The 12464-nt window shown below is 43.8% G+C and carries 11 protein-coding genes and 1 other annotated feature; of the genes, 4 read left to right on the top strand and 7 right to left on the bottom strand.

Annotated elements, in window-relative coordinates; translation table 11 throughout:
• Positions 1-25: 25 nt before the first annotated feature.
• From ccpA to motS, 3 genes are all read left to right on the top strand, one after another.
• Entirely contained in the window at positions 26-1024 is a 999-nt protein-coding gene (gene ccpA, locus ACFODW_RS10025) for a catabolite control protein A (RefSeq protein ID WP_390305918.1), read from the top strand.
• A 120-nt stretch (positions 1025-1144) separates the two neighbouring features.
• Positions 1145-1969, top strand: coding sequence for a flagellar motor protein MotP (motP, locus tag ACFODW_RS10020; RefSeq protein WP_390305916.1), 825 nt, complete (start codon positions 1145-1147; stop codon positions 1967-1969).
• Complete coding sequence (motS, locus tag ACFODW_RS10015; protein ID WP_390305914.1) at positions 1959-2735, top strand: flagellar motor protein MotS; 777 nt, start codon at positions 1959-1961, stop codon at positions 2733-2735. The genes motP and motS overlap by 11 nt, the downstream gene beginning before the upstream one ends.
• Here motS and ACFODW_RS10010 read toward each other — a convergent pair.
• The 4 genes from ACFODW_RS10010 to ACFODW_RS09995 all read right to left on the bottom strand — a co-directional run bounded on the left by ACFODW_RS10010 (position 2732) and on the right by ACFODW_RS09995 (position 8335).
• Positions 2732-3913, bottom strand: a complete 1182-nt coding sequence (locus ACFODW_RS10010) for an acetoin utilization protein AcuC (protein WP_390305912.1) — start codon at positions 3911-3913, stop codon at positions 2732-2734. The two genes, motS and ACFODW_RS10010, sit on opposite strands and share 4 nt — an antisense overlap.
• Positions 3910-4560: an acetoin utilization AcuB family protein gene (locus ACFODW_RS10005; protein ID WP_390305909.1), complete on the bottom strand. Its 651-nt coding sequence runs from the start codon at positions 4558-4560 to the stop codon at positions 3910-3912. The genes ACFODW_RS10010 and ACFODW_RS10005 overlap by 4 nt, the downstream gene beginning before the upstream one ends.
• Positions 4560-5213, bottom strand: a complete 654-nt coding sequence (locus ACFODW_RS10000) for a GNAT family N-acetyltransferase (RefSeq protein ID WP_390305906.1) — start codon at positions 5211-5213, stop codon at positions 4560-4562. The genes ACFODW_RS10005 and ACFODW_RS10000 overlap by 1 nt, the downstream gene beginning before the upstream one ends.
• Before the next feature lie 170 nt (positions 5214-5383).
• Positions 5384-8335, bottom strand: a complete 2952-nt coding sequence (locus ACFODW_RS09995) for a transglycosylase domain-containing protein (protein ID WP_390305904.1) — start codon at positions 8333-8335, stop codon at positions 5384-5386.
• A 118-nt stretch (positions 8336-8453) separates the two neighbouring features.
• Positions 8454-8665 (top strand) — a binding site (T-box leader).
• A gap of 52 nt (positions 8666-8717) precedes the next feature.
• Between ACFODW_RS09995 and tyrS the strand changes: the two genes are divergently transcribed.
• Complete coding sequence (tyrS, locus tag ACFODW_RS09990; protein WP_390305902.1) at positions 8718-9989, top strand: tyrosine--tRNA ligase; 1272 nt, start codon at positions 8718-8720, stop codon at positions 9987-9989.
• Positions 9990-10165: 176 nt separating this feature from the next.
• On the opposite strand, the gene rpsD is transcribed toward tyrS, so the two are convergent.
• The 3 genes from rpsD to ACFODW_RS09975 all read right to left on the bottom strand — a co-directional run bounded on the left by rpsD (position 10166) and on the right by ACFODW_RS09975 (position 12395).
• On the bottom strand, positions 10166-10768 hold the full coding sequence (gene rpsD, locus ACFODW_RS09985) for a 30S ribosomal protein S4 (protein WP_390305900.1): 603 nt from the start codon (positions 10766-10768) through the stop codon (positions 10166-10168).
• 309 nt (positions 10769-11077) lie between these two features.
• Complete coding sequence (locus ACFODW_RS09980) at positions 11078-11749, bottom strand: hypothetical protein (RefSeq protein ID WP_390305898.1); 672 nt, start codon at positions 11747-11749, stop codon at positions 11078-11080.
• A 157-nt stretch (positions 11750-11906) separates the two neighbouring features.
• On the bottom strand, positions 11907-12395 hold the full coding sequence (locus ACFODW_RS09975; protein ID WP_390305896.1) for a GAF domain-containing protein: 489 nt from the start codon (positions 12393-12395) through the stop codon (positions 11907-11909).
• Between the last annotated feature and the right edge of the window lie 69 nt (positions 12396-12464).

Raw genomic sequence — 12464 nt, 5'->3', positions numbered from 1 at the left:
GTTTGAATCCAGGAGGTAAAGAAATATGACTGTAACTATATATGACGTGGCGAGAGAGGCCAATGTATCCATGGCTACCGTGTCACGGGTTGTCAATGGAAACCCGAACGTAAAGCCGACTACACGAAAAAAAGTGCTGACCACGATAGAGAAACTGGGATATCGTCCAAATGCGGTGGCTCGTGGACTAGCTAGCAAAAAGACCACCACAGTGGGTGCTATCATCCCGGATATTTCCAGTATCTTTTTTGCTGAATTGGCCAGAGGGATTGAAGATATAGCTACGATGTATAAATACAATGTCATCTTAAGCAATTCCGATCAGAATAAGGATAAAGAATTGCAGCTGATCAATACTATGCTTGAGAAACAGGTGGACGGCATACTGTTTATGGGCGGTAATATAACTGAGGAACATATCCAGCAGTTTGAGAGTGCCTCGGTTCCAGTGGTACTGGCGGCAACGTATGACGAGAGCGGAAAGATACCATCCGTGAACATTGATTACGAGGTAGCGGCCTATGAAGCAACCAAATATTTAATGGATAATGGTCATTCCCACCCAGCCTTTATTTCAGGTGGAGAGGAAGAAGAAATTAACAAGTTGAAGTATCAGGGGTATTTACGTGCTCTTGAGGAAGGGAACGTACAACTGAATGAGAATTTGGTAGTTATGCCTGGGGATTATTCCTATGACTTCGGCCGAGAAGCAGTTCAGCAGCTGCTTGCGAAAAGTGATAAGCCTAGTGCAGTATTTGTCGCCTCGGATGAGATGGCCCTTGGAGCCATTCACGGGGCACAAGATAAAGGGTACCGTGTTCCAGAAGACCTGGAAGTAGTAGGGTTTGATAATACAAGGCTCGCCACAATGGTGCGTCCGACACTTTCCACTGTTGTTCAGCCGATGTATGATATCGGGGCAGTTGCTATGCGTTTATTGACAAAGTATATGAACAAAGAAGAAGTTGAAGAGAAAAAAGTGGTTTTGCCGCATAGAATCGAGGAAAGAAACTCAACTAAATAAGAATCTTGCCGATATATAGGATAGCAACCATAATTGTTCAGAAGACAACGGGCGATATAGTTATTTGCCGTATCTTTGGACAATGAACTGTTTCTATTCGATATATTGGGGAGAGAGAATATGAGAAAACGGGATATATTGACTCCATTTGGTATTACATTGGGTTTTATTATGATCATGCTTGCAATTTTATGGAATGGTGGTACGGAAGGTGCTGCTTCCTTTGTTGATGTAGCTTCGATCTTTATAGTCATCGGCGGATTAGTCGCATCCATGCTGATAACTTTCAAAATAGAACAGATTAAGACTGCTAACAGCGTATTGAAAGAGGCGTTCGTCAAAAATAATCAGCAGGTTTCGGATGTAATAGATCTATTCACCCATTTATCTCAGCGGGCTAGACGTGAAGGCCTGCTAGCCCTTGAAAATGAGTTGGAGGTAGTGGAAGATCCATTTATTAAAAAAGGCATTCATCTTGTAGTCGATGGAATGGATCCTGAAGTGATTAGTGATATTATGAAGGCTGAGATAACTGCAATGGAGGACCGGCACTATAGAGGCCGGCTGTTAATTGAAAAAGCCGCTGAATATGCTCCGGCATGGGGGATGATAGGAACTCTCGTCGGTCTGGTCCTGATGCTGAATACATTGGATGATCCTGATACACTCGGACCAGCCATGGCTGTTGCTCTGTTAACTACCTTGTATGGAACAGTACTTGCAAACCTCGTTTTTACTCCAATGGCAAGTAAACTGGAGAATAAGACGGAAGAAGAAATATTTATTAAGGAAATTATCATAGAAGGTGTAATTGGAGTTCAATCCGGACAAAACCCTCGTATTTTAGAAGAAAAGCTAAGTGCCTTCCTTCCAAAAGAAAAGCTGAAGAAACAGCAGGAAGCTGAGGAAGATTCGGCACAGGTGGAGAGCGTTCATGAGGCGTAAATTTAGGAGAGAAAAGAACGGGGCGCCTAAATGGATGGTTACATACTCGGATATGGTCACACTTATTCTGGTATTTTTTATTCTCTTGTTCTCCATGTCTCAAATTGATCAGATGAAGTTTGAAGCGGTGTTCTCCTCCTTTCAAAATAGGATGATTTTTGATTCATTTCCTTCTCCGGTACCAATGGAACATCCCTCTGAAAGCAGTCGCATAACGGAGGGTGAACTACCTGGAGGGTTTGATAGAAGGGACGGTTTGTCTGATAAGAACGAGAGTGTTGAAGAGGACTTGGACGGTCTGTTGGAAAATGTCGAGCGATACCTGACTGAAAATGAATTACACGAGGTGATTACAGCTAACCGGACAGATCAGGGAGTTGCATTGGTTCTGCAGGAACGTCTCCTTTTTCCTTCCGGAGAAGCACAGATACTTGATACGGGAAAGCCATTCCTAGACCGGGTTGGGACACTGCTTAAAAATCTGCCTAACGATGTTATGGTGGAAGGGCATACTGATAATAGGCCGATGGCAGGTTATCGTTTCCCATCTAATTGGGAACTATCCGGAGCTAGAGCTAGCAGTGTAGTCCGTTACCTAATAGATAATCATCAGCTTGAACAAAGCCGCTTTTCCATTTCCGGCTATGGAGAGACAAGGCCGGTAGTACCGAATACAAGCGCAGAGAATATGAAAAAGAACCGTCGAGTAGAAATGATAATCATGAAAAATATTTCAGTAACAGAAGAGAACGGAACTGGCCGTTAATGGCCAATTCCGTTCTCTTTTTGTGCCGGCATTTTGGTATATTTTAGCAAGCTGGCCAGCAGTTTCCCGTTCTTTTCGGTGATGTCCAGCTTTCTTGGAATATCGGGTACGATATTCTTTTTATCTTCCCAATAACCTGGTAATGGGACAGGTGATTCACTTTTCCACCGCTGAAGCCAGGCGGAAGGAATCTTACCCGTCGCTGGTTTACCTGCCTTCATTACATTCCATATCTGGCTCCAAGCTCTTGGTACCACTCTCCATATATCATAACCTCCGCCGCCTAGGGCAATCCACCTGCCATTACAAAATTCATGGGCGATTTGATGGGCAGTCTGTGGGATTCTTTCATAGATTTCCATAGTTGCACATAGATGGGTCAATGGGTCATAGCAGTGTGCATCCGCTCCATTCTGGGTAATGACTACATCAGGCTGAAAATACTCTGCAATGGCTCTTAGGGCTGTTTCATAAACCTGCAGGAATGACTCGTCTTCTGTAAAGGCGTCTATTGGCAGATTAAAACTATACCCATGGCCTTCTTTTATGCCTCGTTCATTAACATTGCCTGTTCCTGGGAACAGGTATCTGCCGGTCTCATGAATGGAGAAGGTACAAACATTGGGATCATCATAGAAAGCCCATTGTACCCCGTCCCCGTGATGGGCATCTGTATCTACATACAAAACTTTCAGTCCGTATTTTTCACGAATATATTTGATGGCCACGGCTCCATCATTATAAATACAAAAACCAGCGGCTTTCCTCTTGAATCCATGATGAAGGCCGCCGCCTAAGTTCAAAGCATGTATCGCCTTTCCTTCCAACACACTGTCTACAGCAGTCAAGCTGGCTCCAACCAGATATGCGGAAGCCTCATGCATACCGGTAAAGATAGGAGTATCTTCTGTTCCCAGTCCAAATTCGTATCCTTCATCATCAGAAAGCTTCCCCATTCCTGCTTTTTTGACGCTATCCACATAAGCAGGATCATGGAATAGGGTAAGCTCGTCATCCGAAGCCATCCTTGGAGGAATAATATCTTTATCAACTAGCTGCCCCAAACTTTCCAACAAGTCTTTGGCCAATAAGACCCTTTTCTGGTTAAAGGGATGATCCGAATGGAAATGGTATTTTAATAGATTATCAGAATATACAAAATGTGCATTGCAAGTCATGTTTGTGACTCCTGTATATTATTAGGCCACAACAGTTCATACCCTTCATCTCTCAATTCTTGGATCACCGGAGCGGGGTTCATGGTTTGAATACGGAAAACGAGTATTTTGTATGATGGGTCATCACGAAAAGGGTAAACCAATACGGAAACGATATTGGTCTTTCTTTTTCCGAAAATTGCTGTCACCTCTGGAAGGATACCGGGCCTGTGAGGGACTTTCAATTCAATATGGGAACTTTGTACATGGGTGCCGGTCAGCTGAATCAATGTATAAAGCATATCCTTTTCGGTTACGATGCCGACAAGCTTATTGTTTCTGACGACTGGAAGTGCGGCAAACTCTTCATCATAGAAAATACGCGCTATATCCTCCACCAAATCAAGTGGATGGACGGTTACCACTGGATGGCTCATTATGGATTGGATTTCATTCTCCAATTCGTGCCTGTCAGTATCCAACTGAAAGATGGAAGGGGTAGCATCCCGTACATCCCGGTCAGAAACAATGCCTATTACAGCATGCTGCTCATTGACAATAGGAAGGTGTCTGAGTTTGTGCTGTTGCAGGAGACGGTCGGCTTCTGCAATGGTAGCAGTAGGGGGCAGGCTGATCACCTCGGTCTTCATAATCTCTTCCACCAGCATTAAAATCCCTCCCTCATATTACGGTATTGGTGTCTCTGCAGAAAGCGCAGCTTATCAAACCTGTTAACCGATTCCTCGGGCACAGTCTTACCAATTCTCACCATTAGGCAATTGGCTGGATGGGAGATGATTTCCGGGTCATCCGTCGGGGCGGGAGTCAAACCGCCAGCAGCCATCATTTTCTCCATTACTTTACGGTAATCCCATATGCTAAGCCTTGTTCCATCTAGGTCCCAATGCCAATAGTATTCGGTCGAGATTATAATGTAGTTTTCCATATAATCATCCATCATAGACACTTCAAGTAATTGAGAGGCGATGCCACTACCCCTAAATTGAGGGATGACTTCAATCGCTCCCAATTCTATCAGGTCTTCCATATTGAATTCAGACCATCTTTCCAATGGGTCAGGATGTAAATAGGTTACATATCCAATAATTGTATCGTTTGTCCTGGCAATGATAATCCGCCCTTCCGGAAAATCGGCAATTTTGACTAATGCCTCAAACTGCTTATCGGCAGGCCGAAATGCAGTCAATTGTTCATGGAAATGGTAGGTATTCAGTTTTTCCGCTGTTATTGGCCCCTCTATGGTAACCGTTCCACTTTTAGTATCCTGTGTAACGGCATGTGGGGTCTTTAAATGTTCCATCCCTTCACCACCTGTATTATTGGCTCATCATTAATCCGCTTTCATTTCATTATACATTACTTGATGCACAATTTTTAGTAATTTATAGTACAAAATTAAGACATCTCTGAACATATAAAATAAAGCTAAATAAAGGAGCTTGCCAACATGCAAGCTCCTAAGCTGATTAATTATTCTCTTTCATGATTCTCTTCTTCGATGCTGCCATCTTGGCTTTCTGAACCTTCATCTTCAGTTCCTTGATCGACTGCTTCTATCTCGGAGTCTTCTTCGGTTTCCTCATTAGATAGCTGTTCTACGTTGGTTTGCGATTCATTAGTTGTCTCTTGTGAGGAGGCAGTAGCAGCCAGTTCTCCAACGACAATTTCGGCGGAAGGAGTGGACTGTCTTCCATAATAATCGACTGCTCTCACATGGTATACTCCATCTCCTGGCAACGAGGAATAGGAGGTGGAGGTGGTGTTTCCTATCTGGCTGTAGCTTCCATTCCGGTCTTCAGCATGATAGATGCGATAGCCGGCAACATCAGGACTGTTGGAACTGTTCCATGCCAAGCTGTCCCCAGAGCTGCTTAATGCTTCCGGGGCAGACGGGGCCTGATCATTATCCTCAATAGTAGTGGTCCCTGAGCTCGGCGCCCCAATTCTTTCCCAGCGGTCTCTGTCCGTACGGGGATAGAGCTCTCTGATGCTATTCAGTTGGTCATAACCGTTCTCCTCCAGAAATTCAGGGTTGAATGCCAAACCGTTACTATTTATGAATTCTTTCGGAGTGTTTGAGTCTGCTTCAACTGAGCGGCCGTTTACCTGTACAGAATTGCCCCGTATCAGACTATCATCTGTTTCAGTAGGCACGTACTTTTCATTAAATAAATCAGCCTTTATTAATCCAGCAGCTTCACACAGTGAAGAAGGGAGCTTCCCGGAAATGGCGCAATAACTGCGGGAAACAATGCCTTCCGGCTGTTCAAAGGATTCACTCGGAGTAACCAGTTCTGGATCTGCCTGAGCGGCACTGTTGACAAGTTGAGCCCAGAACCTCTGTACTCTTTGGCTATGCCCTTGCGGATCCCAGGATCTATATAATGGCTTCGGGATTTCATACCCCATCCATGTCCCAATAGTCACATTCGGGTTGACGCCCATGAACCATACATCCTTCCATTCCTGGCCGGTACCCGACTTACTAGCCCAATCCACACTCTGATTTGAAAGCTGTGAATTAGCATAGGTTCCTGTCCCTTTATCCATGACGTCCCTCATCATGTCAAGAGTAAGGTAGGACGTTTGTGGGGAGAATACCTCTTCAGTCTCTACTTCTTTCTCAAAAATGATCTCCCCATCTGCAGTCGTGATTTTGTCAATCATATATCCATCGGCAAACTTCCCTTTATTGCCGAAGGTAGCAAAAGCATTGGTGTTTTCCTCAACTGTAACCCCAGTCGTGGTAGCACCGATGGAGAGGGAAGGGTAGTAACCTTCCTTAGGATCAACGGTAGTGATTCCCATCTTCTGAAGATATTTTTCCACTGGATTCCTATCAGGGTTGCTGTCAAGCATCTTTTTATAGATCCGGCTGGTGGATACGTTATATGAATTATACAGAGCCTTCCTGGCAGGAATCAGGCCGTAATGGGAACCACTGTAATTTGATGGTTTCCAGTCACCGGCTACAGGAAGGTCAACATCTGCCACAGGAGTTCCCGGCTGAATTAATCCTTCTTCCATTGCAGGGGCAAACACTAACAATGGCTTCATGGTACTGCCGTTAGACCGTTTGGCTGCTGTGGCAAAATTATAATCTTTTTCAGGATCATTTCCTGCAACAAAGCTGATAATACGGCCGGTGGAGTTTTCGATCATTACAGCACTAGCCTGTACATGCTGGGTGGTTTCAATTACTTCGCCGTCTGCCCTGGTAATATTTCCGGTCCAGGTCGGGCCAAAATCTCCAAAGTTTTCAGTGACTTCTTGCATAGAGTCATAGATTTCCTTGTCGATGGTAGAATGAACCTGATAGCCTTTGGTACTTAAGTCAGTTCTTGCTCGCTCTCTGTACCTTTCTTTGAGGCTTTCTTTATTTTCGAGTTCTTCCTTGGTATATCCATCTTCCTCAGCAATCACCATGGTTAGTTTATCAACAGCTCTGCTTTTCAGTTCATCTGTCAATCTCGGGTACGTGTCACGCGGGAGAGGGAAATCTTCACGGAAATCTGCCACTATATCATAACTGGTGGCTTCCTGATATTCTTCCTCCGTAATATATTCCTCCTCTTTCATCCGGTCCAGTACGGACTGCATCCTTTGCAATCCTTTCTGCATACCTTCCTCGGTCTTGAGCCCTCCTGCATTCTTAAAAGGTGTATACGCGAAAGGGCTCTGGGGAAGACCGGCTATATAAGCTGCCTGAGGCAAATTCAGTTCATCAGCATTTACATTGAAAATACCTTTAGCTGCTGTCTGGACCCCTGCAATATTCCTTCCGGCAGCATCCCTGCCGAATGGAACGATGTTAAGATAAGCGTTCAGGATATCATCCTTCTCAAAAAACCTTTCCAGGCGGAGTGCCAGCAGGATTTCCTTCGCTTTTCTTTCAAAGGAAACTTCATTTGTCAGGATTTGGTTCTTAATGACCTGCTGTGTCAGAGTACTCCCGCCCGTTTGAACCTCGGAATTGGTGAATTCCTGCATCATGGCGCGGAGCAGGGCTTTCGGGACAATCCCTTCGTGTGTTTCGAAGTATTCATCCTCTGTAGCAATCACCGCATTGATAAGATGGTCAGAGATATTTTCAAGGGAAATCTCTTCCCTGTGAACGTCTGAACTGATATCGCCGAAGTAGACTTCGTCTGCAAAGTACAACTTGGATGTTTCGCTGTAATCAAAGAGGTGCTGTTTCATTTCTTCATAGCTTCGCACCGGCTCATCCTCGACAAGCGATGCAAAGTAGCCGGCACCAATTCCTCCAGCAAAAAAGAGCCCGATAAAACCTATGATCAGGAAAAAGATCACTACGTTCCAGAAGACATCATAGGTAATACGGGAAGAGCGTTGTATTTTTCCAGTTTTCCATATCTCACCAAACTTTTGGCTGTATTTATGGTATTTTCCTTTTAAATCCATTGAAAAACCTCCCAAATTCCATTCTAATTATAGCACAATACGACAGACTGGAACAGAAAAAACTGGAGCTTATTATTGCTTTCTAAAGCCGAATATGGTATGAATAAAGAATAATATTTTTCATACGATGAAGGATTGAAGTAGTTTGCAAATCACTATCCAAGAGAGCCGGCGGCTGGTGAAAGCCGGTATATATTTGCGAATGAATTACGGTCTGGAGTATTTTCCGGCAGGGGCACACCTGCGGAAACGGTGGAGACATCGTTAACAAATCCCAAGTGGCATTTTTATGCAACAAGGGTGGTACCGCGTGTTCAACTCGTCCCTTATCTTAAGGAACGGGTTTTTTTATGCAAAATTTCAGGGTTGGAGAGTGGTAAAAATGAATATTCTACAGGACTTGGAAAATCGAGGTTTGATTCATCAGACGACAGACAGGGAAGGCTTGGAGAAACACTTGGCAGAAAACCAAGTTACATTGTATGTTGGTTTTGACCCGACTGCCGACAGCCTACATATAGGTCATCTGCTGCCTGTCACCATGCTAAAGAGATTTCAAAAGGCAGGGCATAAGCCGATTGCATTAGTTGGCGGTGGAACAGGGATGATTGGAGACCCAAGCGGCAGGTCTACTGAACGTTCCTTGAATGAAGGAGAGGTTGTCAAGCAGTACAGTGAAAGAATCAAAGAACAGATAGACAGGCTTCTTGATTTCAATAAAGGAGAAAACCCAGTCCTTGCCAGAAATAATCACGATTGGCTAGGCAGCATGACAGTCATCGATTTCCTCCGGGATGCAGGGAAGCACTTTGGAATAAATTATATGCTGGCCAAAGAGTCTGTCTCAGCCCGTATCGAGCAGGGAATCACCTTTACGGAATTCAGCTATATGATTCTGCAATCCCTTGATTTTCTCCGCTTGTATGAAGAGGAGAACTGTACACTGCAAATAGGCGGCAGTGATCAGTGGGGGAACATCACTGCAGGTATGGAATTGATCCGGAGATCGAGGGAAAATGAGGACGAAGAGATCAAAGTATTTGGCCTTACTGTTCCATTAATCACAAAAGCCGATGGGACAAAGTTTGGCAAAACGGCAGGCGGTGCCATCTGGCTGGATCCAGAAAAAACATCTCCTTATGAATTTTACCAATTCTGGATAAACACGGATGACCGTGATGTTATCAAGTTCCTTCGCTACTTTACGTTCCTCTCAGATGACGAAATCACTGCACTAGAGGAAGAGGTCAACAACCGGCCGGAGGAAAGAGCAGCCCAGAAGCGGCTAGCTGAGGAAATGACGAGGCAAGTACACAATGAGGAAGCATTGGAACAGGCACAAAAGATTTCAGCTTCTCTATTTAGTGGTGACCTGAAACAACTGTCCATCAGTGATATTAAACAAGGGTTCAAGGATGTACCTACCTATCAGGCTGAGAAAGAAGAGATCGGGTTGATCGATCTACTTGTCGAATCTTCTATCTCACCTTCCAAGCGGCAAGCACGGGAAGATATCAAGAATGGTGCTATTTATATTAATGGCGAAAGGGTTCAGGATTTACAGTATGTCGTTTCGGCAGAAGACAGGATTGAAGAACAGTTTACGATCATCCGCAGGGGCAAGAAAAAATACACATTGATCAACTATAAATAAAAGTGAAAGGCGCTGACTTGAAGTCAGCGCCTTTTTGATCATGGTTCATAGTTGGGCCGGTTGTGTTCAGCATCCATTCATAGCTAAACCATCATTTGCCTCCAAAAAATCCCTTGAAACGTTGATCTAACAACATTTCAAGGGATTTTTGTGTGTTAACCTGCAGACGGCATAGATTAACGAGAGTAGAACTCAACGATAAGTGCTTCGTTGATCTCTGCTGGAAGTTCAGAACGCTCTGGATAACGAGCATAAGTACCTTCCATTTTATCTGCATCAAATGTTACGTATTCAGGTACGAAGTTATTTACTTCCACAGCTTCTTTGACGATATCAAGATTCTGGGATTTTTCACGAAGTCCGATTACCTGGCCTGGTTTCACGCTGTATGAAGGAATATCCACACGTCCACCATCTACTGTTACATGGCCATGGTTGACCAGCTGACGGGCTTGTCTGCGTGTACGGGCAAGACCCAAACGGTATACAAGGTTATCAAGGCGGGATTCAAGAAGGATCATGAAGTTTTCACCATGAATACCTTTCATTTTACCTGCTCTGTCAAACAATGTACGGAATTGGCGCTCGTTCAATCCATACATGAAACGAAGCTTTTGTTTTTCTTGCAGCTGTAATCCGTATTCAGAGATTTTTCTGCGTTGGTTTGGTCCATGCTGACCAGGAGCGTAAGGACGCTTATCGAGTTCCTTACCAGTCCCTGTTAATGAAATGCCAAGACGACGTGATTTTTTCCATACTGATCCAGTATAGCGAGCCATAAGACATACTCCTTTATTATTTTATTTTGCATAAAATAAACGGTGTGTCCCTTCTGTTGGCCATTATGTTTTCATGTACCATCGCTCCAGCAGCAGAGAGTTACACGATACACCTTATACTGAAATAAGGAACATAATGGGAACAAGCAGCGGTCCACTTAAGCTACCTTTATTATTTTACACAAAGAATAGTATATAGCTTGGCAGAACATAAGTCAACCATAGGTGGGAAAATACTTGGTTAAAAGGTGGGATAATGTGGAGGAAGATGAAATGGGGGAGGGCCATAATGAAAAAGGATGAGGGACCTTAGAGCCCCTCATCCACCTGATACACCAGTTCGAAATTGTTTTTGTTCAGTAATTCAGCAACGTGCACTCGAACGCCATGGCCGAATATCACTTCGTCTTCTGTCATAGCGACAATCATGGCTTTCGTCTGCTGGTGAATATCTACATATATATCCCCAACCATCGGCTTAAGGGAGTCATCATTCTCAATTAAATAAGTAATCGATTCATCATCTGCTTTTTGAGTTTCAGAGACAAGGGCGGGATCCTGGTAGGCAATTTCTCTGGCATCTTCCGTTCTGCCGGGCGTCATCACTACATACTCTTTGCGCCTGACACCATTATCTCTGGTGGTGATGACATTCCCTTCTTCCACATGGCCCACTTTTTCAATCTCATTCAGAGAATAATGGTCAAGAAGGTCCGGTGCTGGCCTGGTGATAAGAATATAATCACCTGGTTCCGGTTCTTCTTGGTTATTTATGGTATATCTTTTGCCATAGAAAATAAAAGTGTCATTATTCTGTGGCCGGATATACTCTATATCTCCAGCCTTGGCCTGTACCTGCTGCATATCTTTCAGACGATACAATTGAACTGGTTTTTTATAGACTGGCCTGATGGAATATACTTTATGGAGTTCATTCTGATAGAAGACAAACTGTCCTTTTCTAACTTGGTATAATTTCATATAAGAACCTCCTGATATTGGATCTTTTATAAAGGCGGATTTTTAATATAATTACCCCATATAGAATCGTCTTTAAACGTTAACCGCTATGAATTATATTACTTTCTATTCCAAGTTAGAATATATTCTAAGGCAATTCAGCAAACAACATGGACGTTTAACTCAGAAACTGTTCCAGAATAGCTGTAAACTCCTCCAGATACTTCTGGTCTATCTCGTCGAAACGGTCGGTAATTGGGCTGTCAATATCCAAAACACCGTATATAAAACCATCTACCGTGATTGGAACGACTATTTCCGACCGGCTGGCACTGTCGCAGGCAATGTGTCCTGGAAAATGGTGGACATCCGGGACGACCTGGGTGCTGCGTTCTTTGACAGCTGTACCACATACCCCTTTTCCGAAAGCTATATGGACACAGGCCGGAAGCCCTTGGAAAGGTCCGAGTATGAGCTCATCCTCCTCATCCTTCCACAAATAAAAGCCGACCCAGTTTACGTCATTCAAGAATTGATTTAAAAGTGCGGAGGCATTGGATAGGATGGCAATGGCATCAGTCTCGTCCTCTATTAGAGCTTTCAGCTGTTTATTCAGCAATTGATAGTCTTTCTCCTTATTCCCGGAATAGGCATTTGCTTGAATCATATACATTTTCCTTTCATAATTAAGATTCGTTTGAACAATTATCGACATCCTATATGTATTTTGTCGAGG

Source organism: Virgibacillus sediminis (assembly GCF_042643265.1).
Lineage (GTDB): Bacteria > Bacillota > Bacilli > Bacillales > Amphibacillaceae > Virgibacillus_O > Virgibacillus_O sediminis.
This window is presented reverse-complemented; position numbering and strand designations above follow the sequence as displayed.

Bases quoted from the DNA above. Each gene is read 5' to 3' on its own strand.
- ACFODW_RS09995 (WP_390305904.1), bottom strand. From the start codon at position 8,335: ATGGATTTAAAAGGAAAATACCATAAATACAGCCAAAAGTTTGGTGAG.
- rpsD (WP_390305900.1), bottom strand. From the start codon at position 10,768: ATGGCTCGCTATACTGGATCAGTATGGAAAAAATCACGTCGTCTTGGC.
- ACFODW_RS09975 (WP_390305896.1), bottom strand. From the start codon at position 12,395: ATGATTCAAGCAAATGCCTATTCCGGGAATAAGGAGAAAGACTATCAA.
- ACFODW_RS10005 (WP_390305909.1), bottom strand. From the start codon at position 4,560: ATGCTGGTGGAAGAGATTATGAAGACCGAGGTGATCAGCCTGCCCCCT.
- motS (WP_390305914.1), top strand. From the start codon at position 1,959: ATGAGGCGTAAATTTAGGAGAGAAAAGAACGGGGCGCCTAAATGGATG.
- motP (WP_390305916.1), top strand. From the start codon at position 1,145: ATGAGAAAACGGGATATATTGACTCCATTTGGTATTACATTGGGTTTT.
- ACFODW_RS10010 (WP_390305912.1), bottom strand. From the start codon at position 3,913: ATGACTTGCAATGCACATTTTGTATATTCTGATAATCTATTAAAATAC.
- tyrS (WP_390305902.1), top strand. From the start codon at position 8,718: ATGAATATTCTACAGGACTTGGAAAATCGAGGTTTGATTCATCAGACG.
- ACFODW_RS09980 (WP_390305898.1), bottom strand. From the start codon at position 11,749: ATGAAATTATACCAAGTTAGAAAAGGACAGTTTGTCTTCTATCAGAAT.
- ACFODW_RS10000 (WP_390305906.1), bottom strand. From the start codon at position 5,213: ATGGAACATTTAAAGACCCCACATGCCGTTACACAGGATACTAAAAGT.
- ccpA (WP_390305918.1), top strand. From the start codon at position 26: ATGACTGTAACTATATATGACGTGGCGAGAGAGGCCAATGTATCCATG.